Source organism: Paenibacillus sp. UNC451MF (assembly GCF_000686845.1).
In the GTDB taxonomy this organism is placed as follows: Bacteria; Bacillota; Bacilli; order Paenibacillales; family NBRC-103111; genus Paenibacillus_S.
The window spans coordinates 1-26,442 of record NZ_JMLS01000014.1; the positions used below are offsets into that span (position 1 = coordinate 1).

The window sequence follows — 26,442 nt, forward strand, 5'->3', positions numbered from 1 at the left end:
CAGAGCTTGTCTTAAGCTCAAAATTCAATGCTAGCGAGAATTTTCATTCTCTTTAAAACATTCACTCGTTGTTCAGTTTTCAAAGGACAATTCTTCGACAAAACCTTATTACTTTCGTAATTTTCATCTTGTCATTTTGTGTCGCTTTGTTTAGCAGCGACTTTTTTAATATATCACATTCACCCATCTTAATGCAAGCTTTTTTTCAAATTTATTTTTTGAATCAAGCTTGCTTTCTTTCAGATGCGCTTGCCGTTTTTAGCGGCGAGAGTTAATGTATCATAGGCTTATATATAAAGTCAAGGGTATTTTCAAAAAAATATTACGAAGCCCTTATCAGAACAAAAATGGAAGTACGATCGCCATTAGCAGACCGTACTTCCTGTATATTTATCGATTCCTTACTACTCAATCATTCCTTCGTTCGGACTGCTTGCCGACGCATATCTCTTTTTAGCAATACGGCCTGCCAAGAATCCTTTGCGCCCAGCAATTACGGCTAGTTTGAACGCTTCAGCCATAAGAACAGGATCCTGTGCTCCAGCAACAGCTGTATTCAAAAGAACTCCATCAGCACCAAGCTCCATAGCTAAAGCTGCGTCAGCTGGTCCGCCGATACCTGCATCGACAATAACAGGCACTTTAGCTTCCTCAATGATAAAACGTAATTGGTTCGGATTCGCAATACCTTGACCGGAGCCAATAGGTGAAGCTCCTGGCATCACAGCCGCCGCTCCTGCTTCTTGAAGTTTGCGCGCCAAGATAGGATCGTCCGATGTGTATGGCAATACGATGAAGCCAAGGTCTACCAAAATTTTGGTTGCCTCCAATGTTCCAATAGGATCTGGGAGCAATGTCTTAGGATCACCGATAACTTCAACTTTAATCATATCGCATAGGCCCGAAGCCTTAGCCAGTTTTGCAATACGAACTGCTTCTTCTACCGTATAAGCACCTGCAGTGTTAGGCAGAAGGGTGAATTTTTTCAAATCAAGTGTTTCAAGGAAATTAGGTGCTTCCGGGTTGTCGATAGGAAGACGGCGAATAGCGAAGGTCAACACGTCGGCCTCGGAAGCTTGAACCGCTTGATTTTGAATATCTAGCGCTGAAAATTTACCTGTTCCTAACAGTAAACGGGATTTGAATTCATACGGACCGATTTTTAATACATCGTTCATTTATAATACCCTCCATTTATATTAATCTATGAGTAAAAGAAGCAATGACTCATTAGCCCCCACCAACAAAGTGAACAATCTCGAGAGAGTCTCCTTCTTTAAGAGCAGTACTAGCATATTCACCGCGATCGATAATTTCTCGATTCAACTCAATAACAAGTATTTTTTGCTCCAGCTTAAAAGCGGCAAGCAGATCAGCAACGTTGGCCACGTCGGATACTTCTCTCACCTCGCCATTAATAGTTAGCTTCACGTTATAACACCACGCTTTCCAATTATAATCGCACAAAAAAAGCCAACCCCGCGCAGAGGTTGACTTTGTAATCATGCCGAAAACCGGCATTGTTACGTCCGTCCACTTCCCTACGCTGGTATCATCCAGAAGCATGCCAAAAAGAGACACGCCAGATCAGGTTCCAAGGGTCAAGAAATAGCTTTCTTATCTCAGCCTCGCTATAAAAGGCTCCCCTAGTGGCTATTCAATTAAAATTTAGTATAGCAGAAATGAACGTTTTTGTCGCTTAAAATACTTAGTTCGTAGTGTAACGTATCTCCAATAAAGATAACTGCTCGTCCAGCGTATAAATGACTTCCTTGGCAAGCGATTTCTTCACAAGTTTGCTAAGGATAATCGGCAGCTCAAAGCGTACGTCCGTCAGCTTCTCACATTGCTGAAGCTCAGATAAGCTCCAGGCATCCTCACGACTCGATAATACGGAGATCAACAGTCTACAGCACCGTTCCATCTTGGACATGACGGAAAACTCACTAGCCAGAAGAACGAGCTGAACCCGCTGCTTCAACGTCTCGTTGCTTAAGGTAAGCTCCTCATACAGCTTGTATACACCGGGATTGATCGTCTTCACTTGACGCCAGACTGTGATTTCAGGGTGACTCCCCGCTTCAATGATAACAATCCTAGCCCAATGATGCAGCGCTTCTAGAATGTTATTATAAGCATCAAGCAGATGATCCTCCAAAATATATTCTTTACTCTCCATATATTTACGTAAAAACTTGGAGAACTCGATGAGCAGCTTATGTTCTCTCATGTCCGATGGAAACTCCAGCATTCGATGCCGCAAACCTTCTAAATACATATTCCGATCCAGAAGAATCTCTCCCTTTAAGATCCAGTAAATGAGGTTGCGATGCTCTCCATGCAAAATGAGCTGTTGAATTGCGGAAGGTCCAAACCATCTTTCTTGTATACGGCAGTCGTCTTTTATATAATGATACTGTTGATCGGTTTGCAGGCCTTCTTTTACAATGACTAGCAACAGGAGATCGAATCCGTCCGTGATGGCAGAAAACATCGACGGATTATCGACCGCCAATATACTCATGACTGCTTCGTCTTCCCGGAGCCTGGCAATCCTTTGTTCCTTTAAGGCGTTCATCGCCGTAGCCTCCTACATAACATTACATGATACATCTTATTTCTACACAAGTAGGCGGTTTCCTGCATTTTTCAGTGACAAATTTCACAATTTATCTAAAGAAAGAAGTGACACCAGTGAGATTGAAATCCAGTAAAGTAAATGAGTTCCGTTTATGGGGACTGCTGCTTACCATGGGCGGTATGCTTCTCATGATCGTAGGATTAGCGGGTATTGTCTTCAATTGGGGAGTTGCAGGCAAAATTATTGCGGGCATATGTATGGTTATCGGCGCTATCTCCATGCTTGCAAGTATGGGCGTTTATTTCTGGGCCGGTATGATGTCGACCAGCACGACCGTAATTGAATGTCCCGAGTGCGGAAAGCAAACGAAACTTCTCGGAAAAACAGACCGCTGCATGTTTTGTAAAACGATTTTGTCGCTGGATCCACAGCATGATCCTAATGCTAAGGCAAATCTATAAATGTTTGCAAAAGAAAACTGGCTCTTTCCACACTTTGATGTGTGCAGAAAGAAGCCAGTTTTTTTGTTGAAGTAACTTTTCTATTTAGCAAGCTCCGTACGAATTAGATCCCATATAGCCGGGTTTTCGTAGCCCCTTCTCCAAGTAGCCACTCCAGCAAGCTGATATTTATTGACGATATCCATTCTAGCTTTCATGGAAACCTCGTCCTCCAACCATATTCGGATCAGCTTGTCCCCGTCCTTATATTCGACGTAGTTTTGGCCTGCCTCCGGTAAGAATACTGGAGTGAGATTTTTTTCTTTAATCGTTTTTTGGGGATTATCCATGTAAACGGACCTTGAGCTTACTTTTGTTTTGCCGTCCACCACTTCTTCTGTCCAGATACGGGTATAGAAAGGAATACCTAGAACTAGCTTCGAAGCCGGGATCTGGTCTTCCTTCATCAGTTTCACTACGTTCTTTTCTACCCATGGGATTGAGGCGACGGAGCCTGATGTAGGACTGCTCGCCCAAAATTCATCATAAGCCATAATCATCATGTAATCCAAGGAATCGATCAGCGATCTCCTATCATAAAATGCAGACCACATCTCGCTCGATGACTTAGGCGTCACATCCATCGATACGATAAGTCCCTGCTCATGCATTAAGGGCACCATTTCTCTAACAAACTGGACCAGGTTCTCTTTGTCCTTCGTATTCACATTTTCAAAGTCGATATTGATGCCTTGCAATGAATATAATTGAGCAAAGCTGAGCAGCTGCTTGATCATTTTCATTCTTCGATCGTATGTGGAGAGCGCCTCCGTCGTACGCTTCGGTTCAAAGCCGTTGCTGAACAGCGCCCAGATTTGATAATTTTGGCTATGCGCCCATTTAATATATGCAGGGTCAGCGATATTTTTCAGGTTACCTTGCCCATCGTCAATATGAAACCAGGTTGGACTAACCACATTCAAACCAGGCATAGGCGAAAATTTGGACGTATCCGGGCTTTTTGGAGTCGTTACCTGTTCCCAGGTCATATTGACCTTTCCGCCCGCCAGTTTAGGCGCTACGAAGCTTGGTGGCTGCTCCTGCTTGGGAACCTTCTCTATGTGATCGGATAAGAGGTGATCTTTTTTGATGTAGCCCATATACCCATTAGTCAGCTGCACATGGAACCATTCTTCCTCTTCTCCCCAGATCATCACTTCCTCATTCTGTTTCAAGTCGACAAGGATGGGAGATTTGATTGACATTTCCTTGCGCATTGGAATCGTTTTATCCGGTTTGTTAGGATAGGATATCGTCTTGCCCCAACGGATCTCATCTTCTTCTTTCACCAAAATGACGGCACCGGTGTCCTTCGACTCTCTCAATTCAATCCGGTAAAGCTGCTTTAACGGCTCCATCGGGAGGTACAAAGCCCCATTCACCTTCTCTAGAGGAAACTTCAAATTGAATGGTTTTTCGTTAATAGTGCCCGTCAGCTGACTTGTCCGTAAACGAACTACTTTATCCTGGGTCGTTATAATTGTCGAATCGCTCGACTCCTCGTATAGCATGGTCGAATCTATTAATTCCTTAGCTATAGCGAAAGGCAGCTTCAAGCTCTCTTCCTTCCCCACGGCCGGCTGCTCCGACAAGTTGCCTTTATAGAAGATCGGTTTAGTGATTCCATCAAATGAAGGGTCTTCGTGCCTATTGGTCGGTACATACTTATCCCAATACACTACGGCAGCAGCACCCAAGAAAACAGCGAACAGGAGTGTCCATATACGCCATTTTTTCGATCTTTTTCTTGCTGATCTATGATTCGTCGTGTAATCCGGTTCCATTGTTTCACTCCCATGGTGACTCTATTAATCTCTCAAACTAGTATTAGTTTAACAAAAAAGACGTACCAAAAGCCACTTGTTTGCCAAGCAGGCTTTAAGCACGTCCATTATACCTTATATTAGTAGATTGTTCCAATTTACGACAATAGTTTAGCGTTGTTTTACAGAGGCACAGTCCGAACAGATTCCGTACACTTCGACACGGTGGCTTTTAACTACAAACCCCGTTTCTATCCCTGCTGTCTTCTCCAGGTCGTCCAAAGGCTTGTAAGCGAAGTCAACCAGTTTGCCGCATTCCTCGCACAGCGCATGATAATGATCTGACATATCAGCATCAAACCGGCTTGAATGATCGCCATAGGTCATTTCACGAACGAGTCCAACCTCGATAAATACTTTCAAATTGTTATACACTGTTGCCACGCTCATACTCGGGAACCGTGGAGCTAAAGACTTATAGATCTCGTCGGCCGTAGGATGCGTCATCGTATTTAACAAATAGGCCAGAATAGCATGTCTTTGTGGGGTCATGCGTACGCCTGTCGATTTCAATTTATGCAACGCTTGCTCCAATCGTGAATCCATGCTGTCTCACCGCCTAATCCGATAAAAGGGTATCGATTTATTTTACGCGGCTTCGTTTACATTTGTCAATGAAGTTACCGTATAGTTGAAAAAAATGAATTCATCATTCGGCCTTTTGAATGCTGATATTGCCTTTCGTCTCTAATTGAATCTTGTTTTTTCCTGTGCCTATAACGCCTTCGATTGATTTTTTGCCAATTTGCAGCGGGAGCGCGGATTGGATACTGCCATTTTGTCCTTCTCCTTTGACGGTGAAATTACCATTAGACGGGAGTGCGAGCTTAATGTTGCCATGTGTTGTTTCAATATCCCAATCCCCATTAACGATAAGGCTCGTTACATCTACAGAGCCGTTGGTTGTATTGGCTTTCAACTCATGTGGCGCTTCGATGATCTGAATATTTCCGTTAGTAGTCTCGGCAGCTACAGAACCGCTGACATGGCTTAATTCAAGACTTCCGTTAGTAGAAGACAGCTCAGCATCCCCTTGATGGTTTTTCACATTCAACAAGCCGTTGGTCGTTTCCAACTTCATATTTCCTTTGGTCTGCGAAGCTGTAATACGGGCATTGGTAGATTCCAAATCTATCTTGGCCGCTTCAACAGATGAAACTTGAATCTCTCCGTTTGTTGTCTTTAGCTTAAGCTCCTGCTTAAATACCAGTTGATCAGCCGTTATTTTGCCGTTGCTCGTTTCCAAATCCATATCAAGCTTTACCTGCTGAGGCAAGCTAATTACAAGGTCCGTGCGGGCCTTACGCTGATGCCAGAAGCTGCCGCCATATTCAGCTCCTTCGGATATAATCGTCAATTCATTCCCTTGGACCCGCTGTTCTAAGCGTGACTCCGAGGCAATCTCGCTTGCTTCCTGCTCGTCATCCAATGCAACGTAAACCGTGGATTGAATCTGCATCTGGTCGGAGCTTCCTTGCTTCAAAACGACATTGCCCGAGGGGTTCCTAACCGTTACTTTATCTACGCCATTTGCTAATGTAATAGTCGTGGTTCCTTGCTCGAACTTGTGCCCCTCCTGAGTGAAGGAAAGCATAGCCTCTCCTAAATTCAGGTTTCCCGACCAATTACGAAACAATGAAGCGGATTGCGTACTCCCTATAACGACTGCCGAGAGGATGACGGCCACTATAACACCGCTGATATCAAGCTTCAACTGCTTGTCGCTATCTCCATACTTTATATTAAATAGTATATATTCAACGCCAAGAGCTACAAATAATACGGGCCACCAATCGATCAGAAGCGCGGTCCAGTGCGATCCCATATACTGATCAGCAATGACCGCCGCGCCGACTAAAACCAATAACAGCGCAGCCGTGTAGCGACCTGCTTTTCGCATAGCACTTTTCTCCTTCCTGAATTTATTTTTTAGTGCTTTCTTTCAAAAACAGTACGATGCCTACAACGATAAGCACAATGGCGCCAATAGATGAACCCAGCAGTTCAAAAATACGGTTCAGCCAGGCCGGCTTGCTGCTAACGAGAAACAAGAATACGCCTCCAATAATTAGCAAGTAACCTAACGTGCTTCCTTTGAGGAATTTGGATGCAGACCGTGGACTGACTCCAGGCTGCCCCAGAGGATCGGTATAAAGACCGCTCCACTCTGAGTTCACCTTATCGGTTTGCTGTAGAGCATCAAAAATATTATAGAAATAGATCACGGGGACAAACAAAGAGAATAATACGATCAACGGGATGCTTGAGCTTGAATTGGTAGCAAAGAATACGATGGCAAAAATATCAGCAATCAGCAGCAGCATCAGCATCATTCCCCGCTGCATCAACCCAAGGTATAGCTGGCCTGTGCCGGGAATAAGGAAAGAAAGCAGACAAGCTACAAATTTACTTTTGCGCGGAACGGAACGAAACGGATCAAAAGGCGGTTGATTGGGGGACGTTTGATTCCATTTTTCCATACGCTCCCTCAAAAAAGCATCTTCCTTCTCTTCTTCATTAAAAAAAGGTTGCTTACGCTGGTCTTCCATATAGGTTTACCTCCATTCATTTCGTTAATAAGTGGCCGTTGACCCTTAAGTTTCGGACTTTCTATGAAAATAGCTGCATAGAGATTTGCTGCACGATCCATTCTACTGCCGCAACCTTGCTCTGGACGTCATCCCCCCATTGCGCTGCATTGATGGACATGATTTTACCTAATACGCCAGAGGATATAAACACATAGGTCGCGGCGGTGGCTACCAGCCCGTGAACCAGTTCATTGCGCCATCTTGTCCTGCGTTTGGATTCATTGCGAGCGGATGCCTCCCTTAATCGATGGGACTGTTCACGGGATTCCCTGCCGATAGCTCCCATAACTTTGTCCTCTATATCCTCTGGTGCTTGAAGCAGAGGCATTTCATCCAATAAAGATTCCATTTCGAGATACGCACGAAGTCTTGTCCGGCAATCGGGGCATCCTTGAATATGCCGCCCGATTTTCTTCAATTCCAGCTCAGAGCAAGCGTTATTTAGAAATCGTTGCAGATGACGATCGTCCGGATGCAGATGATGTTTGTTCATAATTGCGTACCTCCTGCCATTTTTGTTTGAGCAGCGATTTACCACGATACAACCTTGTCTCAATCGTTTTCAACGGAAGCTGTGTAGCTTCGGCGATTTCTTGGTAGGACAGCTGTTTGTAATGGTATAGATACAGAATGAGCCTGTATTTGTCCGGTAGCTCCGAAAGCATCTTCAAGATCGTTTGCTGCTCTTCCTTTTGCAGCGCTGCCGCTTCAGGCTCTTCCTGACGGCTGCCGAACCAGTTCTTCACCTTATCCAGCATGGCCTCATAGGGCCTGCGCCGCTGAGAGCGGCGGTAATCGGTAACCAAGTTGACCGTCAGCCGGTAAACCCATGTCGTAAATTTGGCATCCCCGCGAAAATGTACCAGTGACCGATACAGCTTAATAAAGATTTCCTGCGTCAAATCTTCGGCGGTTTCGCGATGCTCAACCAGGCGATATACAAGCGTATAGATATAATTCTTATGACGCTCTATTAAGAAGCGGTAAGCCTCTTCATCGCCTTGACGGATCTGTTCGACCAATTGCTCATCCGTCAATTGTTCCATCGTTTCACCGCCTTTGTTATGTTCTTTTATAAATGATTTGACGTCAGAAAATAAAGGACCCCTTCAAAAATAATAAAAATATATTTACTCGATCGATATAGCATGGACCCCTTCAAGGTGCTGCAGCTGCTCTACTAAAGAAGTAATGGGTTTGCCTCGTCCAAGCCGCACCGTGAGCGACACGATCATCGAGTTAAATTCTCCTTCATTCTCCTCTACGGTAAGCTTTTGAACATCATGTCCTTGTTCGCTTAAGGAGGTTGAAATACGCGTGAGCAGACCTGGTCGTTCATCCGCTCGAATCCTCAGCAGACGCAGCTTTTTACCGTGAAAATATCGCTTCTCCACCTCATTAAGCACCCAAAGACTTAACAACGCTAACAAACATGCCAATACGGAGGCGTAATAAAAGCCCGCCCCTGTAGCTAGCCCTATCGCTGCCACGACCCATAGTGAAGCTGCTGTCGTCAATCCCGTTATCGATTTGCCAGTGTACAATATCGTTCCGGCTCCTAGAAATCCAATGCCGCTAATCACTTGGGCAGCCAGACGCGCAGGGTCTAGGCGCACGTTATCAAGCTTAGCAAACTCGGAAAAGCCATACATGGAGAGAAGCATTATTAAAGTAGATCCGAGACAGACGAGAATATGGGTTCTTAGTCCTGCCGCGTGACTGCTGCGTTCTCGCTCAAAGCCAATCAAGCCGCCAAGCATCAACGAAACAACCAGCCGCAGAGTGATATGAAACGGATCGATATAGAACGGATCTGCCATGTTAATCTCTAGCTCCTTTTTGGTGGACCGCGTCTATTCAAGGAAGAGAAAACATCGTTTCATTTGAGAATATTTTAACATGGTTTATCCTCAACGTACGAAATGTTTTTAAGGCTTGGAGTTGACTTCCCATTCTATGACGCTACACTTAGAATGTAAAGGATGAAACGTTTAAAGCCATCACATGTAAAAAGATCGAACGGAGGAACTCTCTTTGACTACACTTTATTCATCATTGACGGAAAGAAAAGATGCCATTCGTAAGTTTGCTGCGCGCAAAGCACTTGAGCTGCCTATTCAGCCTAGCGGCTTCTGGTTCCATAGCGATGTGCGCGATAACTTCTATTATGCGATTCATTTGTTCTCTTATTGCACTGACAAGAAAGCTTCTACCGAAATGAGTGAAAATGAGCGAGAAGCCGCATTGGAATTAGCTTCTAATATGATTAGCCGGGTATTAAGCCTACAGGTGCAAGATTCCGACAACCCGATGTATGGCCATTGGCCTCTTAATCTGGGTAGCGATCCTGCAGCAGCCAAACCCAATCTGCTCCCTGTAGAGCTGATGGGCTGTCTCATTATTTTATTTTATAATCAGTTTCAAAATGTGCTCCCTCTTGGCCTTAAAAGCGAGCTGAATCTGTCGATTCTGCATATTTATCAAAGCAGTGTGTATCGTCAGCCGATTAAACAAATTCATCACCACGAAGCGAAGCATACTTCGTTGAAACTTCTGCTCGGTCATCAGTTTGACGATCAAGAGCTTCTCCAACAAGGACTGAGATTTGCCAAGCAGCAGCTTCAGCATGTGAAAACCTTCGGTTTTAAAGAATATGGCGCTCTGCCTTGGCATTGGCACTGGATTCAATCCTTCACCTGCGTTTGGGAAGTGGTCGATGACGCAGAGGTTCGTGAAACGGTCAGCGCGATGCTGGACTACTTATGGAGTCTACGTGCGGACTATTATTTGAAAGGAGCCTGGGTTGGCGCTCAATCTCGCCAATGGCCGCATGACGGTCCTAAGGACAATAACACCCTGCTCGATTACATCCAGTTCGGAGACTTCCCTATGCCTTCTGTCATTACCCGTCTGGAAGGTGCAAGTCTATATACTTATGAAGTATCCGAGGATATCGTGAAGCGTGCGGTAGAACGCAGCTCCGTAGAGGAGCTGAAACGTAAGATCCGATTTGCTGAGGTTGACGGTGAGGTAACGGAAGAAGCCCATCTCTATACGTATGTTACAACTGACTATGCTGTAGGCGGCATTTGGGAGCGTCGAGATGAATTCGACAATGAGCAGCAGCGCTGGGACGTTACACTGCCTCTGACAGATCCTGCCGCAGCCATAGGGGTTAACCAAGCTTTCTTCTTCCATCCTGGGGCCAAATATAAAGAAGGCGACGATAGGCACCAAAGCCAATATGGTAAAGTACTGCTTCATCAAGATACAGTCGCTCAGTTATGGGAAATTCCATCTGAAGACAACGAGGCGTTCCCTTCTCTCGTCGGATGTTTACCCAAAGGAGAATGGTCTTTTACTAAACGAAGCGGTTTCGGGCGTATCGGTAACCTTTACGCGGCATTTCATCTTATGAATGATTTCAGCACGGAGGAACGGTCGGATCGGGTTTCAATTACAAGTCTGTTCGTCGGAGGCTCTAACGGGGTCGTGATGGAAGTTGTAGCTTCTAAAGAAGCTGAGCAGTTGGGTATATTCAGTTTGGAGCAGTTCGCTGCCAGAATGCAGCAATCCAAATTGAACTTCGTCGAAAAGAAAGAAGAAAACGGCGGCATTGAAGTCGTATACACAACAAGAAAGCAGGACGAGCTTAGGCTTGGCACGGCGCCGAACAGTGAAGCAACGATTAATGGTCAGACCATTCGTTGGGATGAGTATGTTATTAGTATATAGAACGATTAAAAACGTGATGCGGCTTTTTCGCATCACGTTTCTTCTTTTACATATGGCATTCTTTTATAAAATACGGTAAGCGTTACATTCGGAGCTATCTCAAGCACTTGACCTGCTTCGTACCCATGTTTGCCGTACAGTAGGACAGCCGGTTCATTGTTCGTACCGGTCGATACTTTAATCATCATTCCTGGAATGGCAAATTGTTCGGCAAATTGAAGTAAGCGGGTAGCGATTCCGCGGCGAAAAAAAGACGGGTGGACCATCAGACGGCATATGATCAGTTCCTTGGAGCTTTGCTTCACAGCTACGGCACCTGCCAACTGCTGTTCATCATAGTAACCAAAAAATTGCTCACCCGATTCCCGAATCGTTTTGGGAGAATCGAATAACGGAGGAATGTCTTCAAAACCGATCCGTTCTGCTTCCACTCGGTAAGACAATTGCTGCAGCATCAATAGCTCCAATACTTGCTGGTTGTCGTCTATATCAATCGGTTGAATCATGCGGTCCTCTCACCTCGCTGGCAGTATCTTTATATGCTCTAGCTGAAGTATACAACAGAAGCCCCTTCATTCCAATCGTTCCCATTCCTATAGCTTGTTAAATTTTGTTCCAGAATAAAAAACAGTCTCCGCATCTAATGAAAACGGAAACTGTTCTTATGGATTATTGATTCAAGCATTCCACAATAAGCTTGTTAACAAGCCCAGGGTTCGCTTTTCCTTTAGTTTCTTTCATGACTTGTCCGACCAAGAAGCCAACAGCTTTATCTTTGCCTGCCTTGAAATCGGCAACCGATTGCGGATTATTAGCAACGACCTGCTCAACAACCGCTTTAATAGCTCCCTCATCGCTGATTTGAACAAGACCTTGCTCCTCAACGATTGTTTGTGGAGCTTTGCCAGTTTCAATCATTGCTTTGAACACGGTTTTAGCAATTTTGGTGCTGATCGTTCCTTTTTCTATCAATCCGATCATTTCACCCAAGCCTTTGCCTGTAACCTTAACATCCTGAAGCTCAAGGTTATTGGCATTCAAATAACCCAACAAGTCACCCATGATCCAGTTAGAAACGGCTTTGGCATCCTTGGTGTACTTCAAGCTTTCTTCAAAGAAGTCTGCCACTTTAATCGAAGAGGTAATAACCTCAGCATCATAGCTAGGCAAGCTATACTCAGTAACATAGCGAGTTTTACGAGCGTCAGGAAGCTCAGGAATACTGTCACGAACACGCGCCTTCCACTCATCGTCGATGTATAAGCGAACCAGATCCGGGTCCGGGAAATAACGGTAGTCGTGAGCCTCTTCCTTGCTGCGCATCGTCAGCGTCTTACCTTGGGCTTCATCCCAGCGACGCGTCTCCTGCACAACCTCACCGCCACCATCCAATACATCGGCTTGACGCCACTCTTCATACTCTAGACCTTTTTGCACGCCGCGGAACGAGTTCATGTTCTTCAACTCTGCGCGTGTTCCGAACTTCTCTTGTCCGTATGGACGAATACTAATGTTCGCATCGCAGCGAAGCGAGCCTTCCTCCATCTTCACGTCGGAGACATCGCAGTATTGCATGATCGCCTTCAACTTCTCCAAATAAGCGCGAGCTTCCTCAGGAGAACGAAGATCCGGCTCGGACACGATCTCTATCAGCGGAGTACCTACACGGTTGTAGTCGGCTAATGAAGCATATCCGCCGTCCACGTGGGTCAGCTTCCCTGCATCTTCTTCCAGATGAACACGAGTAACGCCGATTCGTTTTGTTTCCCCATTCACTTCGATCTCAATCCAACCATGCTCTCCGATTGGCTTGTCGTATTGCGAAATTTGGTAGGCTTTCGGCGAATCCGGATAAAAATAGTTTTTACGGTCGAACTTGCTATCCGTTGCAACTTGACAGTTAAGCGCCATAGCGGCTTTCATCGCATATTCCACCGCTTGCTTATTCAGCACGGGCAGTACGCCGGGGTAGCCTAGGCAGACCGGGCATGTATGAGTGTTCGGCGGAGCACCGAATTCCGTGGAGCATCCGCAAAAAATTTTGGACTTCGTGTGAAGTTCAACGTGGACTTCCAGTCCGATGACCGTTTCATATTTCGTTTGGGTTGCTGACATGCTGGCTTGCTCCTTTCATCTATTCTGTTACAGCTGAGGACGCTGCTTGTGGTGATCGGTATTTTGCTCGTAGGCGTGCGCCACACGCAAAATCGTCGACTCGTCCAGCGCTTTCCCGATGATTTGCAAGCCAACCGGCATGCCGTCAGCAAGTCCGCAAGGAACGCTGATCGCAGGGATTCCCGCCAGATTAACCGGAATGGTCATAATATCATTCAAATACATCGTCATCGGATCATGAACCTGGGAGCCCACTTTAAAGGCTGTAGTAGGAGCTGTTGGTCCGATAACAACGTCATAGTTTTCAAATACTTGATCAAAATCTTGTTTGATCAATGTACGCACTTTTTGCGCTTTTAAGTAATAAGCATCGTAATAACCGGAGCTCAGTGCATAAGTTCCAAGCATAATCCGACGCTTTACTTCAGAACCGAAGCCTTCGCTGCGCGATTTGTGGTACAAATCCAGCAGGTTTTTCGGATTCTCTGCACGGACACCATAACGAACGCCGTCAAAACGGGCAAGGTTCGACGAAGCTTCCGAAGAAGCAAGCAAGTAATAAGCAGCCACTGCATACTCGGTATGAGGCAACGACACTTCTTCCACAATGGCACCAAGCCCTTCGAGCACTTTCAATGCATTGACGATCGCTTCACGAACTTTGGGATCGATACCTTCTCCCATGTATTCCTTCGGCACAGCGATTCGCAGGCCTTTTACATCGCCTGTAAGGGCGCTCAAGTAATCAGGAATATCCACGTTCGCGGACGTTGAGTCCTGCGAATCATGACCTGCAATAGCTTGCAGCAAATAGGCGCTGTCTTCAACATTTTTGCTCAAAGGACCGATTTGGTCCAAGGAGGAAGCAAAGGCTACCAAGCCAAAGCGAGATACTAAACCATAGGTTGGTTTCAATCCGACAATACCGCAATAAGCAGCAGGCTGACGGATCGAACCGCCTGTATCAGAGCCGAGTGAGAAGTAAACTTCACCTGCAGCAACAGCCGCAGCAGAGCCACCGCTGGAGCCTCCTGGAACGTGTTCCAAGTTCCATGGGTTGAATGTTGCATGGAAGCTGGAGTTCTCATTGGAGCCGCCCATGGCGAATTCATCCATGTTCAGCTTACCAATAGAAACCGCTTGGGCTTCTTTCAGCTTCCGGACTACGGTTGCGTCGTAAACCGGATGGAAATTACGCAAAAATTGACTCGCACAAGTCGTTGTAACACCGTCGGTCACAATATTGTCCTTGATTCCAATCGGCAAGCCGAACAGCAAACCTCTGGACTTATCCGTTCCAAGCTGGTCGTCCAATGATTTTGCAGTTGTACGGGCATTCTCTTCATCCAGCGTCAAAAACGCCTTCACCTTATCCTCTACTTGTCCGATCCGGTTATAGGATTCGCTCACCAAGTCGGAGACGGATAGTTCTTTGGCATGAAGCCGGTTATGTATATCTTGTAATTTCAGATCAAATAAAGACAAAACTGCATCCTCCCTTCAATAATATTGCGGCTATTCCAATACAGCAGGTACTTTGATTTGACCGTCTTCTTCATCCGGCGCATTCAACAGTACTTTTTCAATCGGCAGAGAAGGTCTCGATACGTCCTCGCGCATAACATTGGAAAGCGGCATCGGATGGCTGGTCGGTTCCACATTATCCGTATTCAGCTCATTTAACTTCTCGGCATATTTTAAGATGGCGTTCATCTGCTCGGTTAATTGTTCTTTTTCCTGATCACCCAGTTCAAGTCGCGCCAATTTGGCTACATGCTCTACATCTTTAATCGAAATGCTCATCGACTGCCCCCCGCTTCTTAGTCTAACTACCGTTATTTTCGACAAAATGGACGAAAACTCATCCTTATATTATAAACCAGATGAATATTGAACTCAATTACCTAATTAAAACCTAAAAAACGCAGCAAAAAGAACAAAAAAACAGCCCCCAACCGAACCCACAGGATCCGACAAGGACTGTTTCATAATAAGCCTGGCCCATAAATAAGGACATCATGTACCCTTAATTAAATCCATGCCTTTAAATTGATTTGTTTGATAAAATCCTCTTGCGACTGTACTTCCTTAGCTGCTTCAGCCGGTTCCTCCGGCTCTTCATCCCCGTTCATAATGCGCCGGAACAATTCCTCATTCTTAGTAGCTAGAGCAAAATCGATCAACGACTCCCGTTCCAGCCTATCTACTTCCTGCTGAATCAATACCTCTTCAAGCTCGATATCATCAGCCGATACGAAGAAATGTTTATTTATTTTAGGGACGCGGACCACATAATCAAACACATTATCCGCATTGCGGTCATAAGCGATGATGTATCCGTAATCTCCAACGGGCAAATTTTGCTCAAACTTGTCTGTGACGATATATACCTTCTGTCCCAAACGCAGCATATGCCATTCCTCCCAAGACTAACGTGCCTATCTGATTCATGCCCGATTTGGTTATTATGAGTTGGAAATAACAACATAATAGATTGGTTTAATGATTCGAGCCATGAGTATCGGTATACGTTTATGAATTAATTCTATTAATTTTAGCATCTTTTTTGGGCTTAAGCAATGATAGACAAGCTGCTCACCCTAACGATTTACTATATTTATAACAGTCGAATTCACCTAGACTTTCTTTGGTTAACGCACAATAAGCCGAGTCATCCAATTGGACAACCGGCATGGCTTATCGCTGTGTGACTCTCAAGCAATTACCAACCCAGGGTCTGCATAGAGCAGAGCCTAGGCTAGCTTTCAATTTTCCCCGCAGCAGAGCGGGCAATTTGCTCGAATAATTGTTCGAAATCCTCAACTGACAACGGTTTGCTGAAAAAATAACCTTGGGCTTCGTTGCACTTGTTGTTTTGCAAGAAATGAAGCTGTTCAATCGTTTCTACGCCTTCAGCTATGACCTTTAACTTTAAATTGCGGGCCATGGCTATGATAGTCATAATGATTTCCATATTATCGGACTTATCTTTGACCTGGCTTATAAATGATTTATCGATCTTCAATGTATCAATTGGAAATTTGTTCAAATAATTTAAAGAGGAATACCCAGTTCCAAAATCATCGATAGCTATCTGAATGCCCAATTCTTTTAAGGAATTCAATTTTCCTATAACGTAATCTTCATTGTACATAGCAATGCTCTCGGTAATTTCCATCTCCAACAGCGTCGGCTCCAACCCGGTCTCTTCCAGCACATGCCGGACATAATCGACGAGATTCTGCTGTTGAATTTGGCGAGCCGATAGATTCACGGATACCCGCATAGGCGGAAAGCCTTTCTCCTGCCACAGCATGTTTTGCTTGCAAGCCGTATGCAGTATCCACTCGCCCATAGGGGCTATCAAGCCGGTCTCTTCGGCTAACGGAATAAATTCTAACGGAGAGATCAGACCGTTCTCTGGATGAATCCATCGTACGAGCGCCTCTACACCAACGATTTTCCCAGTGTTCAAATCAACCTGAGGCTGATAAAACAGCGTAAACTCATTGCGCTCAAGCGCTTTACGCAATCCTTTTTCCAGAGCAGCCCTTCTAACGATCTTGTCCTTCATTTCCAGCGCGTAGAACTGGAAGTTGTTGCGTCCCTGCTCCTTGGCGCGGTACATCGCAATATCAGCATTTTTGACAAGCGTATCAATGTCCTCACCATCGCACGGGAACATACTGATCCCGATACTTGGAGTTACGGAAAGCTCCTGTCCTTCATATAAAGCGGGTCTAGACAGCAGCTGCAAAATTTGCCCTACCTTCGTTTCCGTCGCTTCCCGCGAATAGCCGGGCAGTAGAAGAACAAACTCGTCTCCGCCTATCCGTGAGCCCATCTCATTCCCTCCGGCAATGCCTGCGATCCGCTGGGCAACTTCTTTTAACAAGTAATCTCCACTAGAATGACCAAACGTATCGTTGATCCACTTAAACCGGTCCAAATCCAAGAAAAGAACCGCGATGGAGGAACCGTCCTTTTTCACCGATTCCAGCGTCTTCGTGAAGTGCTCATTAAACAATCGGATGTTAGGAAGACCCGTCAGAAAATCATAATTAGCGCGAAATTCAATCTCTGCATTCTTGTCCTTCAGTTCCTGCGTATAGGTTTGGAGGTTCATAGACATGGTGTTGACCCGCTTAGACAGCCAGCCTAATTCATCGTTGCGATCAATGGCAATTTTGGCACCAAAGTTACCTTCTGCGATTTCATTCACTTTATATAGTATGTGATTGATAGGACGCACAATGTAAGCCGCCAATAAAAAGCTGACGATCAACACGAACAGCAGGACGATCAATGAAATGACGATATTATTTAATAACTGCTCGTTTAAAATATCCTGTATGATGTGGTAGTCAGTAACGATCCCGATGGTATACGGATTAGCCGATTGGATCGGAATAAACGTTTTCAGTATCTTTTTCCCGTTAGATTCCGCAACGACACTAATCAACTTACCCGATTGGAAGGATGCCCTGACATTCTGAACATCGTCGGCTTCCTTATAAACATATTGTCCAAACTGAATGTCCCTATTGACCAGGTCGATATACTTTTGCCCGTTAGCTTCTGAAAATACAGGAGGATTTCCGAACGTTTTGGGATTAAACCCGGTGATCTCCAATACGCTTTTGTTGTTTTTCAATATTTTTTCCAGGATGGATTCCGGTCCGAGAATTTGTTGAAATTTCATGATTTGCGTATCGCGTATGTAGGGGTTGATGATGTAATTCGTTGACCCATCGTAATAATAGCCCCACTTATCGACATGATCAGGATCGGAATAGGATATGTTCACAGGTCCGGACCAAAAATTCGGGAGCTTTTGACCTTGAGTCACTACTGTGTTTTTGTTCGTCAGCAGCTGGCTAAAGGCCACAAACCAATAATCCCAATCCTTAGTACTCATATCAAGCTCTTTGGAATCCGAGGATTTGACTCCTTTAATATCGTCGCCTACTTGCTGTAAAAGAGTAATATGAGATACGCCTAATTTTTCCGAGAGTTCAACAAGCTCTTCATTAGTAACCTTGTCGATATCCGGGTTTAACGCATTTTGCGCAGCCATAGCTACAACACGAAGTTTATTTCCAATCAAATCTTCAACATATTGAGCGCCAAATTGAGACTGTTCAATGGAGATTCCAATTTGTTTAGCTAGTAGATCCATTTGCTTCTCTTGGTCTTTCAATAAAAGATCCCTTGAAAAATAGTAATTCAAAAAATTGTACAAGCCCATAATAATAGTTACTACAACAATAAAAGTTAACGCTAATTTTTTTCTAAGAGGCAATGGAATCCCTCCAACTGAAACGAGTCATAGGCAAAAGTTATTATGCGTAATATTCAAAGTAGTTTTTTTCCGTTTCCCATAGTCCGACTTTAAATAGCTTAGGAATGCGGGGCGCCAGCATTTCGCAAATCACCTTTACGACTACGTCCGACGTAGGATTCAACTCTTTAAACTCTTCCGTATCCAGGTTCAAATGCTTATGATCAAATTTCTTGATAACCAATTCGTCAACGATATGGTCCAGATCCGCCAAATTCATGATCATTCCGGTTACAGAGTCAGGCTCTCCCTGCACGGTCACATCCAAATAGTAATTGTGTCCATGTCCGTTAGGATTGTTGCATTTACCGAAAATCCGTTTATTTTCTTCATCACTTAATAAGTAGCTATGCAGACGATGCGCTGCGCTGAAATGATATTTTCTTGTTAAACGAACCATAGAATCCCGCTCCTTCTCCGCATGCAAATAATGATTTTCTCTTAAAATCAATTGATACAGCTCACAGTCAGGGAACTTGCCGTCAAGTGCTTGCCAAAGATATTCAACGATATTTTCCGTCGTCGGGATATGTTTTCTAAAGTACGGGTGCTCACGATCCAAAAACTTGCCATCCAGCTCTGATTCTATCAATTCTTTTGCCACTTTATCGATATCGGTAATGTTGACAACGATGCCTGACCTAGGATCCAACTCCCCTCGGACCATAATCTCCAGGACATAATCATGCCCGTGACCGTGGCGATTGCTGCATAATCCAAACACTCTTTGATTTTCCTCTTCTGTCCATGCATCAACCCAGTAAACATGGGCAGCGGAAAAATGAAGCTTCCTACTCATATAAATCATGTGCTTAGCTCCCGTCTTTAGAATGAATGTTTACGTTACAGTCTTAGTTGAATTGAGATGCTAGAGTACTCCTTTGGGTGGAGTCATCTTGATTTCATCCATACGAACATGCAGCGGAGTTTGCGCAATGAAGGCCGCCATCCGGGCAACGTCCTCCACCTGAAGCATATCATCCTGTGTAAAGCCCCCTACATTTTTCCACATATCGGTATAGGTCGCCCCTAGGCACAGCTTTGTCAAAAAAATACGATGAGGATACCATTCTTCTGAAAGCGCCTCGCCCAATCCATTGAGCGCATGCTTGGAGGAAGTGTAAAGTGCGGATTGAGGCAAAGGCCGTTCCGTCATAATGGAGGAGATGTTGATGATTCTGCCGCCTCTTTTTTTCATTAAAGGAAAGGCTTGTTGAATACACTGAATCGGACCAAACACATTGGTTGCATAGGTATCTTCCCAATCTGCCCTCTCGAATTGTTCAAAGGGCTTGTTGATCATCACCGCAGCATTGTTCACCAATACGTCCAATACCCCATGCTTTCGTTCAATTATGCTAAACGCTTCTTGAATGCTTTCCTCCGAACGCAAATCCATAGGTAGATGAGTGAGTCTATCATCATTATTCCGCTCATTTCCGCCGCGGCTAATGGCATAGGTTATGTAACCGTTCTTAGATAGTTCATGGCTGATAGCCTCACCAATCCCTCTTGATGCTCCGGTAACTAATGCAATCTTTTGTTCCATGAAGCTGCCTCCCCCTCTTACTATTTAAATGCCGACATGGGCGGAAGTCCGCCCTCTATGAAAAATGATTCCTAAATCATTTTTAAAAAGGGTATTCATTCCATTTATCTTTTCGACAAATGTAGATATTACCCTGCATCATAATGCTAACTTTTAAATTAAATGTATATTTTATTACATAAAATGGGTTGGAAAGTCATTTTTAGAGGAAAGCTGTTCTATCTTGGACCCCAAAATCGACAGTTAATGCTTGCGGACAGCATAGACCATATGGACCCATTCATTAATCTGTTGCTGAACAGTAATAAAGCCTCGCCCACGGAACCACTGTAAAAGCAGCGAACGGTCGGACGGGTACTTCCGGTCGAGCTCCATAATAAGCTCCTTGTTGCCTGACATCTCCAGCTCGGAAAGCCTCTCCACACGGGCTTCAGCATGCTCGAACATAAGACTCGTGATGACAATCCTCCCTTGAGGCTTCAGCACCCGGTTCATCTCTTCAAGCGCCAGCAGCTGCTGCTCCTCGTTCAAATGGTGGAAGGCCATATTCGTCACAATAAAATGGAACTGTCCCTCAAAGAAAGGCAGCGCCAAAAAATTGCCCAGCTTTGCCGGAATATCCGGATATTTGCCACGACATTTGGCCAGCATTTGCCTTGACTGCTCCACAGCGAACATGCTCGCTCCCTCCTGCTGCAGCCTCCCTGCCAAATTTCCGGTTCCCGCTCCGATGTCGAGCCCCATTTCACCAGCTTCAGGGGCTATCCACTGAACGGTATACGCCAGCGCTCTTTCGTACTCTTCGATAGAGGCTAAACAGCCGAAGGGGCTTAGGTCCCCTGAGCTGCCTTGGTCAAACCGTTCTGCAAGCATATCAAAGCCCCAGCGATCCTCCCAGGAAGAACGGGTTATCTTCAACTGCTTGATGTGATCAGCGAGTGTGAAAAGATCGTCCAGTCTAAGAGGCGCCGAATGCTCCGATTTGTCGATTAGCTTGTCCATTGCAGCAAGCAGCTGCTTCCACTCCACCCACTGATCGAACAATACGGCACGCTGAAGCTCCAAATAATGCCGGTACGTCTCCCGGTCACCGCTATCCGCATAATGAAGCAGCTTGGAAATTCCTCAATGCCAAACCCAATTTCTCGAAACGCAGCAATCGTTTGAAGACGCCAAGCATCATCCTCCGTATATCGGCGGTATCCGTTCTCTTCATACTCGGGCTGCAGCAAGCCCTTCTCCTCATAAAAACGTATTGCTCTCGGCGTCACGTCTAGACGTTTGGCGAGCTCGTTGATTTTCATGCACAGCCTCCTCTATTGACATAAAATATAATGAATACGGTTGATGCTACCGGTTTTGTCCGACATGTGAACGAATTGTAGCAACTGGATGGGTATAAGATCATCCAATTGGATGGTTTCGAATAGACTGTATTCCTGTAAAATAAAATCAGTATTTAATGAAACTAATTCGCAGAAGGTGAATCTATGAATCTAACTGTGTTGTTCATTCTTATATTTATTGTAGGCATGTTCGGGCTTATTGCCACTATAGCCGTCGGGATGTCACAGAAAAATAAAGAAGGAAACCCTTCCTACGACAAGAGTACGGGCAAAATTTTTCTGAGACTCTCTATTTATTACGTCATTACCATTGCAGGCGGTTATATCGTTTATGCTATATGGGCCTTCAGCTGATAAATTATTAATGGAGGTAGCAATCTCTATATCTTATAACCCAATGTACGCAGAGTCTAGGCAATGCCGTAGCCATCGAGAACCCTTCCGGCGGCTATTCTCTGCCGAAATTGAGACACGATCATCAGCTTGAAAAGAAATAAGAATTTTTTTACCACATTGCGACTAAACCTCGTGCTGTGGTTTCTTTTTGTCTGGATTCCCTCTCCCGTGTTTGCGACATCACGAGAAATCTCATGGAGCGTAGCTTTGTGCTGCCTCCCTTTTTTGGATTATTAGATTTGTTGGGTGACAATTATGTTTTGAAGTGCAAGAAACCAGTAAACTCAAGGGTTTACTGGCTTTTCTTGTGAAATTGATTAACAAATAAAGTTTTGAAGCGGTTCTTCGAAGGAACAACGTAGAATTACAAATTGGTTATGAAGTACTTTTACAAACAACTATCTACAGGTCTCATTCAACTTTCGTTTCCCATTAGCTGAATAATCAGTTGTTGAGATTTGACCTGAGTCTGAAGGAGCCATTGGTCAGGTAAATCCTGCAGCATCGGTTGAAACCCCACAAAGCCTTTATGTTTGCGGAATCTAGCATATTGCTTCCCAAATTCCGGCGAAGCCAAGTCCAGCCAGCCGACTACCCCGGCAATGCTGTCATACTTTTCATATAATGAAAGCATGAATTCAGTTTCCTCTAGCGTGGGAGCAGCTTGCACTACAATCGTCCCTGTAAATCCATAAAACTCCAGTTTTTCATGCAACTGCTCCGGTAAATAGTCCGCATATAAAATACCCAGTTCCGGAGTCAGCCAACCGTAATCTCAACGCTCTGTTCTCCAATAATGCTGATGCGCATCGATTCTCATGTTTCACCCCAACAAAATATCCGTATAGTAATAGTAAGGACCAGGTGATGTTGTGTCGCGAAGTGCTACCGGCAAGATGTACACCTCTAGAGAACAGCCATTTCTGAAAGCTTCTACTTCTATCTGATGGCTTCCAGCTTCTAGTGTTAACTCCACCCATTGTTCTTGTGGAGCACGATGATACGCCGGCATGAATTCCAACGTTTCTTTGCACTCTATCACAATCTGTCCGTTCAACTTCAGCGTTACAGGACTATTCGCCGCTGCAATAAGTCGAACTTTGCGTTCGATCGGGTTAGTGAGCGTCGTTTGAGCGCGGTACATTCCGTCTGCCATCAACCCAACATTTAACCCAAGAGCCTTCTCCCATTCCACTCGATTCCCTGGAACATACATCTCTTTTCCCGCTCCGCCATCTGGACCCCAGACGATCCATCTGGATGAGCTGACCATTGCGAAAGTCACTTTCTGAACGGCCCATACCGCATGGTCATGACTTCGGGTCCAGCGAAAAGCAAGCTCATGACTTGCGGCTGCTACCGCCCCAGCCAAGATTTCCGTGTCCCACTGGAAGGATTCGCCTGGCTGCAGTCTAATATCAAGTGGTGTCGGCCCCTCCCATCCTGAAGGTAGCTCCAAAGCAATGTTGCCATAAATTGGGGTAAGTGAACGGTTCGTCAGCGTAAACTGCAGTACCTTACTTTGACCCACTCCGATGGCTGGGCCATCAGTTCCGAAGTCGATGAATAACTCGGCGTCCGGACAACTTTTCGTTCCCTGCGGCAGCAAGTAAAGATTGGACGTCACCTTTCTCTCCCAAAGCTCCCTTATCGTTTCATCTGCTTCTCCCGCAGCTACCAATCGGTTCCAAGAAGTCGGAAGGTCAGAATGCACTATAATTCCGGTATTCCAAGCGGCAAGAATCTGTTTGCCCATACAGATCGTGCGGCGGGTCAGCTCGTCCAAATTCTTAGGAGCGGGGAATCCTTTAATCGGAGGACTGACAACGATTCGGTCACCAACTGGCTTCACCCATTTGGCAGGCAAGCCTTCCGGTCCAAGCAGCATTCCCAGTATCGCACCCAGCGTTGCTGCGGTACAATCCGTATCATAACCGCAGTTGACGGCTTTCAAAATGGCGTCTTCAAAATCTGTACCATACAACCATCCAAGGATCGTAAATGCAATATTTTGCGGAGCATCTGTGAAGTTGTCGCTACCATGGTGCTCCAGAATGAGCAAGCGCGTTTCGGTCCAGTTCTTCCCTTCCTGATGCCAACGGAGCAGATCTTTCAGCGCTTTGGCGGTACGGCAATCCTCAGGAATATAGCTCATTCCAATCTTAATCAACCGATCCCGGTCTTTCTCAAAGAAAATAGCGCTTTCCAAAGCGGCAAAGAACATTTCACCATATACCCCTTCCCCTCCGGCATGGTCTACAATCGCATCCTGATACGCATAATGAGCCGCAGTTTCCGGTGCTCCAGGTGCCGCCATTGCCCAAATTTCAGAACGAATAGGTGAACCCATACAGTTGTTGAAAGGATTGTTGAACCAGCCTGCAACCGGCGCAAGTAAACCTCTTCGCAGATTCGTCAAGGCATAACCGTATTCATCAAACGGGAAAAAGATATGCTCCAACCATTCTTGCCCAAGCTCGCGGGCGGTCAATCCCGGACCATACTGCTCCAAGGCGTGCAGCCACACCAATTGCAGATCCAAGTCATCGTTCTCAAGCGGACCGTCTGGCAGCTCCGGATAAAAGGTCAATTCAAGCAGCACTTTTTTACCTTCGACTGGTGCCCCAAGCGTCCCCCCGATATTTTTCCCCAGCCATCCCCCGTAAACGATCCGATAGTAATCTTGTTCGTTTAAAATACTTGTATTCATGTGAGAACCTCCATTGTTTGATATAATAGTAATAAGTTTAGTATAGGAGCGGTTCTTTTGTAGTGCCATGTACATAGTTTTGTTTTCAAAAGAATAAACATCGGGAGATGTCATGCCATGTACTATTCTCTTTCTCGATTATCTACGCTAGACGTTAAATGGGCGGATCTCTTCGATGCAAATAACCTCCATTTCTTCGGCCAGCATCACAATCCACATTACGAACTAATCGTCATTGCCGACGGAACGGTACATTTGCAGACTGGCGAATCGCGTATGAGCTTACAAGCCGGCGAATCATTGCTTATGATGCCTTGGGAGACACATTCCGGATGGAATTCCCATGAACGACAGGGTCAGTTTTTTTGGGTGCAATTTTCCTGTGATCCCTGCCTCAATGAATTCGTGCTGGATCGGGCATCCGAGCTTAATATTGTCCATGCTGAACGGACGGAGCTAAGAACCACGGAAATCCTTCATGAGGATTTGCTTGTCGTACCCCGTCAGTTTCATTCCATACAGCGTTATAAGCTGCTCGGCTTGTTTGAAGAGTTAGTGGTGACAATGAACGAACCGAAGGGCTATTTTCGTTTTCATGCCACCCTGTTGCTTGGCCAAATACTCGGGCTTATGTCGAGTGATTTTTTGAAGCAAAGCCATTTGGATACGGCTTTCCCCACGTCTTACCTCACATTCCGCAAGCTAGTCAACCATTTGAACAATTTTTACGATTCGGACATTTCCAAAGAAACGCTAGAGCGTATACTGGATCGAAAATACGAATATCTTTGTCAGGTGTTTAAAAAATATGCTGGAACGAACATCCACAACTACATCCACCAGCTTAAAACCCAACGGGCCAAATACCTACTTCGCAGTACAGATAAAAGTGTTCAGGAAATTGCCCAAGAAGTCGGCTATCCAGATCCTTTTTACTTCAGCCGGATGTTTAAAAAGATCGAAGGCGTCGCACCTCAGCATTATCGAAATAAGGAACCGATGGGGTAGAAGTGGCGCACGAACGCGGCGACTCTATTTACAGAATAGTCCCGGGAACCCAGATTGCAGATTCACATTCTCTACCGCTCCAACGGTTCGATTCCCATAGAATTGCTGATATCGCGGATCTTTTGAATTCATGACCGTGCCTTCGTTGTTCAAGTAATAATAGGCACCTGTTCCATCGGGTCCGCGAACATTTTGAAGCTTGAGATCCATGCCCAGATTATCAAAGCTTTCCAATTGAAAGTCAGTTACCCTTCCAACCTTAACCAGTTGCTCGTTATGTGCTCCTAAGAAATAAGGCGGCAGGGTATTCGGAGTCGGATCAATCTCGAATTTGGCTATAGATACGGTTGGTTCTGGCACAGGATTCACAACGATTTGAGCCGAAGCCGAGAGTTCGCCGTCTACTGTAGTAACGGTGATGCGCTGTCTTTTTACATCATGTTTTACAAGCATTTTGCATAATTCAATACTAAATTCCAAGAAATAAAAAAGCCGAATGGATCGTTCATACAGCTCACTTCCTTTCCTTGAATTGATAACGCTTTCAAATATTCGCAATCTCCTTTATTCACATGATCGCAAAGAAGCAATATCCGCATCCTACTGGTTGATCCCCCCTTTGTCTTTGATATCATAGCATGTCGCTTAACCGTGAAATTTCTTTAATTTCTTATAAGATTTTAAGTGAAAATAAACCTGCAACGTATTCGTCTGCTCAACAGCAGTCAGATACGTTGCAAGTTTTAC

27 protein-coding genes and 1 riboswitch are annotated in these 26,442 nt (G+C 45.1%); of the genes, 4 read left to right on the plus strand and 23 right to left on the minus strand.

The features are described from left to right. Positions 1-404: 404 nt before the first annotated feature. From BP97_RS0116220 to BP97_RS0116230, 3 genes are all read right to left on the minus strand, one after another. Positions 405-1,178: a thiazole synthase gene (locus BP97_RS0116220; RefSeq protein WP_028550033.1), complete on the minus strand. Its 774-nt coding sequence runs from the start codon at positions 1,176-1,178 to the stop codon at positions 405-407. Between the two features lie 52 nt (positions 1,179-1,230). Next, entirely contained in the window at positions 1,231-1,431 is a 201-nt protein-coding gene (thiS, locus tag BP97_RS0116225; protein ID WP_028550034.1) for a sulfur carrier protein ThiS, read from the minus strand. Positions 1,432-1,521: 90 nt separating this feature from the next. Beyond that, a riboswitch (TPP riboswitch) is annotated at positions 1,522-1,658 on the minus strand. A gap of 50 nt (positions 1,659-1,708) precedes the next feature. Continuing rightward, positions 1,709-2,578 carry a nucleotidyltransferase-like protein gene (locus tag BP97_RS0116230; protein ID WP_028550035.1) on the minus strand — a complete coding sequence of 290 codons (870 nt, stop codon included), beginning with the start codon at positions 2,576-2,578 and terminating at the stop codon, positions 1,709-1,711. Between the two features lie 116 nt (positions 2,579-2,694). On the opposite strand from BP97_RS0116230, the gene BP97_RS36550 reads away from it, so the two are divergent. Continuing rightward, a complete protein-coding gene (locus BP97_RS36550) occupies positions 2,695-3,042 on the plus strand; it encodes a DUF2614 family zinc ribbon-containing protein (protein WP_036746039.1) in 348 nt (115 codons plus the stop codon). Between the two features lie 80 nt (positions 3,043-3,122). Here the strand turns inward: BP97_RS36550 and BP97_RS0116240 are convergent, their stop codons facing one another. From BP97_RS0116240 to BP97_RS0116270, 7 genes are all read right to left on the minus strand, one after another. Next, positions 3,123-4,865 (minus strand): glycosyl hydrolase family 18 protein, encoded by a 1,743-nt coding sequence (locus tag BP97_RS0116240; RefSeq protein ID WP_028550036.1) that lies wholly within the window; start codon positions 4,863-4,865, stop codon positions 3,123-3,125. A 150-nt stretch (positions 4,866-5,015) separates the two neighbouring features. After that, positions 5,016-5,450: a peroxide-responsive transcriptional repressor PerR gene (gene perR / locus BP97_RS0116245; protein ID WP_028550037.1), complete on the minus strand. Its 435-nt coding sequence runs from the start codon at positions 5,448-5,450 to the stop codon at positions 5,016-5,018. A 103-nt stretch (positions 5,451-5,553) separates the two neighbouring features. Beyond that, the gene (locus tag BP97_RS0116250; protein ID WP_028550038.1) at positions 5,554-6,804 is read right to left on the minus strand and encodes a DUF4097 family beta strand repeat-containing protein; all 1,251 of its coding nucleotides are present in this window, start codon (positions 6,802-6,804) and stop codon (positions 5,554-5,556) included. A 22-nt stretch (positions 6,805-6,826) separates the two neighbouring features. Beyond that, the gene (locus BP97_RS0116255; protein WP_028550039.1) at positions 6,827-7,453 is read right to left on the minus strand and encodes a hypothetical protein; all 627 of its coding nucleotides are present in this window, start codon (positions 7,451-7,453) and stop codon (positions 6,827-6,829) included. A gap of 61 nt (positions 7,454-7,514) precedes the next feature. Then, positions 7,515-7,988, minus strand: a complete 474-nt coding sequence (locus BP97_RS36555) for an anti-sigma factor family protein (protein WP_036746041.1) — start codon at positions 7,986-7,988, stop codon at positions 7,515-7,517. Continuing rightward, a complete protein-coding gene (locus tag BP97_RS0116265; protein ID WP_028550040.1) occupies positions 7,933-8,541 on the minus strand; it encodes an RNA polymerase sigma factor in 609 nt (202 codons plus the stop codon). Before BP97_RS0116265 ends, BP97_RS36555 begins: the two co-directional genes overlap by 56 nt. A gap of 84 nt (positions 8,542-8,625) precedes the next feature. Next, on the minus strand, positions 8,626-9,315 hold the full coding sequence (locus BP97_RS0116270) for an MgtC/SapB family protein (RefSeq protein ID WP_028550041.1): 690 nt from the start codon (positions 9,313-9,315) through the stop codon (positions 8,626-8,628). Between the two features lie 214 nt (positions 9,316-9,529). On the opposite strand from BP97_RS0116270, the gene BP97_RS36560 reads away from it, so the two are divergent. Beyond that, positions 9,530-11,230 carry a hypothetical protein gene (locus BP97_RS36560; RefSeq protein WP_036746043.1) on the plus strand — a complete coding sequence of 567 codons (1,701 nt, stop codon included), beginning with the start codon at positions 9,530-9,532 and terminating at the stop codon, positions 11,228-11,230. 32 nt (positions 11,231-11,262) lie between these two features. On the opposite strand, the gene BP97_RS0116280 is transcribed toward BP97_RS36560, so the two are convergent. The 10 genes from BP97_RS0116280 to BP97_RS41045 all read right to left on the minus strand — a co-directional run bounded on the left by BP97_RS0116280 (position 11,263) and on the right by BP97_RS41045 (position 21,539). Next, positions 11,263-11,736 (minus strand): GNAT family N-acetyltransferase, encoded by a 474-nt coding sequence (locus BP97_RS0116280; RefSeq protein ID WP_028550042.1) that lies wholly within the window; start codon positions 11,734-11,736, stop codon positions 11,263-11,265. 163 nt (positions 11,737-11,899) lie between these two features. After that, positions 11,900-13,345, minus strand: coding sequence for an Asp-tRNA(Asn)/Glu-tRNA(Gln) amidotransferase subunit GatB (gatB, locus tag BP97_RS0116285; RefSeq protein WP_028550043.1), 1,446 nt, complete (start codon positions 13,343-13,345; stop codon positions 11,900-11,902). A gap of 27 nt (positions 13,346-13,372) precedes the next feature. Then, positions 13,373-14,830: an Asp-tRNA(Asn)/Glu-tRNA(Gln) amidotransferase subunit GatA gene (gene gatA, locus BP97_RS0116290; RefSeq protein ID WP_028550044.1), complete on the minus strand. Its 1,458-nt coding sequence runs from the start codon at positions 14,828-14,830 to the stop codon at positions 13,373-13,375. Between the two features lie 30 nt (positions 14,831-14,860). Next, positions 14,861-15,148 (minus strand): Asp-tRNA(Asn)/Glu-tRNA(Gln) amidotransferase subunit GatC, encoded by a 288-nt coding sequence (gatC, locus tag BP97_RS0116295; RefSeq protein ID WP_028550045.1) that lies wholly within the window; start codon positions 15,146-15,148, stop codon positions 14,861-14,863. Between the two features lie 227 nt (positions 15,149-15,375). Next, positions 15,376-15,756 carry a hypothetical protein gene (locus tag BP97_RS0116300; RefSeq protein WP_028550046.1) on the minus strand — a complete coding sequence of 127 codons (381 nt, stop codon included), beginning with the start codon at positions 15,754-15,756 and terminating at the stop codon, positions 15,376-15,378. A 347-nt stretch (positions 15,757-16,103) separates the two neighbouring features. Beyond that, entirely contained in the window at positions 16,104-18,647 is a 2,544-nt protein-coding gene (locus tag BP97_RS0116305; protein WP_028550047.1) for an EAL domain-containing protein, read from the minus strand. A 40-nt stretch (positions 18,648-18,687) separates the two neighbouring features. Continuing rightward, a complete protein-coding gene (locus BP97_RS0116310) occupies positions 18,688-19,494 on the minus strand; it encodes a 6-carboxytetrahydropterin synthase (RefSeq protein ID WP_028550048.1) in 807 nt (268 codons plus the stop codon). Positions 19,495-19,554: 60 nt separating this feature from the next. Further along, a complete protein-coding gene (locus BP97_RS36565) occupies positions 19,555-20,235 on the minus strand; it encodes an SDR family oxidoreductase (RefSeq protein ID WP_051620653.1) in 681 nt (226 codons plus the stop codon). Between the two features lie 243 nt (positions 20,236-20,478). Then, the gene (locus tag BP97_RS36570; protein ID WP_231506319.1) at positions 20,479-21,300 is read right to left on the minus strand and encodes a class I SAM-dependent methyltransferase; all 822 of its coding nucleotides are present in this window, start codon (positions 21,298-21,300) and stop codon (positions 20,479-20,481) included. Continuing rightward, complete coding sequence (locus BP97_RS41045) at positions 21,225-21,539, minus strand: MerR family transcriptional regulator (protein ID WP_051620655.1); 315 nt, start codon at positions 21,537-21,539, stop codon at positions 21,225-21,227. The genes BP97_RS36570 and BP97_RS41045 overlap by 76 nt, the downstream gene beginning before the upstream one ends. A 186-nt stretch (positions 21,540-21,725) precedes the next feature. Between BP97_RS41045 and BP97_RS0116325 the strand changes: the two genes are divergently transcribed. Further along, positions 21,726-21,935, plus strand: coding sequence for a hypothetical protein (locus BP97_RS0116325; protein WP_028550049.1), 210 nt, complete (start codon positions 21,726-21,728; stop codon positions 21,933-21,935). A 457-nt stretch (positions 21,936-22,392) separates the two neighbouring features. Here the strand turns inward: BP97_RS0116325 and BP97_RS36575 are convergent, their stop codons facing one another. Further along, on the minus strand, positions 22,393-22,611 hold the full coding sequence (locus BP97_RS36575; protein ID WP_156043235.1) for a hypothetical protein: 219 nt from the start codon (positions 22,609-22,611) through the stop codon (positions 22,393-22,395). 189 nt (positions 22,612-22,800) lie between these two features. Then, positions 22,801-24,687, minus strand: a complete 1,887-nt coding sequence (locus BP97_RS38910) for an ADP-ribosylglycohydrolase family protein (RefSeq protein ID WP_051620656.1) — start codon at positions 24,685-24,687, stop codon at positions 22,801-22,803. A 117-nt stretch (positions 24,688-24,804) separates the two neighbouring features. Between BP97_RS38910 and BP97_RS0116340 the strand changes: the two genes are divergently transcribed. Then, positions 24,805-25,695 (plus strand): AraC family transcriptional regulator, encoded by an 891-nt coding sequence (locus BP97_RS0116340; RefSeq protein ID WP_028550051.1) that lies wholly within the window; start codon positions 24,805-24,807, stop codon positions 25,693-25,695. Positions 25,696-25,719: 24 nt separating this feature from the next. Here the strand turns inward: BP97_RS0116340 and BP97_RS0116345 are convergent, their stop codons facing one another. After that, positions 25,720-26,253, minus strand: coding sequence for a hypothetical protein (locus BP97_RS0116345; protein WP_028550052.1), 534 nt, complete (start codon positions 26,251-26,253; stop codon positions 25,720-25,722). Positions 26,254-26,442: the final 189 nt, after the last annotated feature.

What these genes read in the sequence shown, in the direction of transcription:
- BP97_RS0116220 (WP_028550033.1), bottom strand. Translation starts at nt 1,178, where the DNA reads ATGAACGATGTATTAAAAATCGGTCCGTATGAATTCAAATCCCGTTTA.
- BP97_RS0116230 (WP_028550035.1), bottom strand. Translation starts at nt 2,578, where the DNA reads ATGAACGCCTTAAAGGAACAAAGGATTGCCAGGCTCCGGGAAGACGAA.
- BP97_RS0116240 (WP_028550036.1), bottom strand. Translation starts at nt 4,865, where the DNA reads ATGGAACCGGATTACACGACGAATCATAGATCAGCAAGAAAAAGATCG.
- perR (WP_028550037.1), bottom strand. Translation starts at nt 5,450, where the DNA reads ATGGATTCACGATTGGAGCAAGCGTTGCATAAATTGAAATCGACAGGC.
- BP97_RS0116250 (WP_028550038.1), bottom strand. Translation starts at nt 6,804, where the DNA reads ATGCGAAAAGCAGGTCGCTACACGGCTGCGCTGTTATTGGTTTTAGTC.
- BP97_RS0116255 (WP_028550039.1), bottom strand. Translation starts at nt 7,453, where the DNA reads ATGGAAGACCAGCGTAAGCAACCTTTTTTTAATGAAGAAGAGAAGGAA.
- BP97_RS36555 (WP_036746041.1), bottom strand. Translation starts at nt 7,988, where the DNA reads ATGAACAAACATCATCTGCATCCGGACGATCGTCATCTGCAACGATTT.
- BP97_RS0116265 (WP_028550040.1), bottom strand. Translation starts at nt 8,541, where the DNA reads ATGGAACAATTGACGGATGAGCAATTGGTCGAACAGATCCGTCAAGGC.
- BP97_RS0116270 (WP_028550041.1), bottom strand. Translation starts at nt 9,315, where the DNA reads ATGGCAGATCCGTTCTATATCGATCCGTTTCATATCACTCTGCGGCTG.
- BP97_RS0116280 (WP_028550042.1), bottom strand. Translation starts at nt 11,736, where the DNA reads ATGATTCAACCGATTGATATAGACGACAACCAGCAAGTATTGGAGCTA.
- gatB (WP_028550043.1), bottom strand. Translation starts at nt 13,345, where the DNA reads ATGTCAGCAACCCAAACGAAATATGAAACGGTCATCGGACTGGAAGTC.
- gatC (WP_028550045.1), bottom strand. Translation starts at nt 15,148, where the DNA reads ATGAGCATTTCGATTAAAGATGTAGAGCATGTAGCCAAATTGGCGCGA.
- BP97_RS0116300 (WP_028550046.1), bottom strand. Translation starts at nt 15,756, where the DNA reads ATGCTGCGTTTGGGACAGAAGGTATATATCGTCACAGACAAGTTTGAG.
- BP97_RS0116310 (WP_028550048.1), bottom strand. Translation starts at nt 19,494, where the DNA reads ATGATTTATATGAGTAGGAAGCTTCATTTTTCCGCTGCCCATGTTTAC.
- BP97_RS36565 (WP_051620653.1), bottom strand. Translation starts at nt 20,235, where the DNA reads ATGGAACAAAAGATTGCATTAGTTACCGGAGCATCAAGAGGGATTGGT.
- BP97_RS41045 (WP_051620655.1), bottom strand. Translation starts at nt 21,539, where the DNA reads ATGAAAATCAACGAGCTCGCCAAACGTCTAGACGTGACGCCGAGAGCA.
- BP97_RS0116325 (WP_028550049.1), top strand. Translation starts at nt 21,726, where the DNA reads ATGAATCTAACTGTGTTGTTCATTCTTATATTTATTGTAGGCATGTTC.
- BP97_RS36575 (WP_156043235.1), bottom strand. Translation starts at nt 22,611, where the DNA reads ATGCTTTCATTATATGAAAAGTATGACAGCATTGCCGGGGTAGTCGGC.
- BP97_RS38910 (WP_051620656.1), bottom strand. Translation starts at nt 24,687, where the DNA reads ATGAATACAAGTATTTTAAACGAACAAGATTACTATCGGATCGTTTAC.
- BP97_RS0116340 (WP_028550051.1), top strand. Translation starts at nt 24,805, where the DNA reads ATGTACTATTCTCTTTCTCGATTATCTACGCTAGACGTTAAATGGGCG.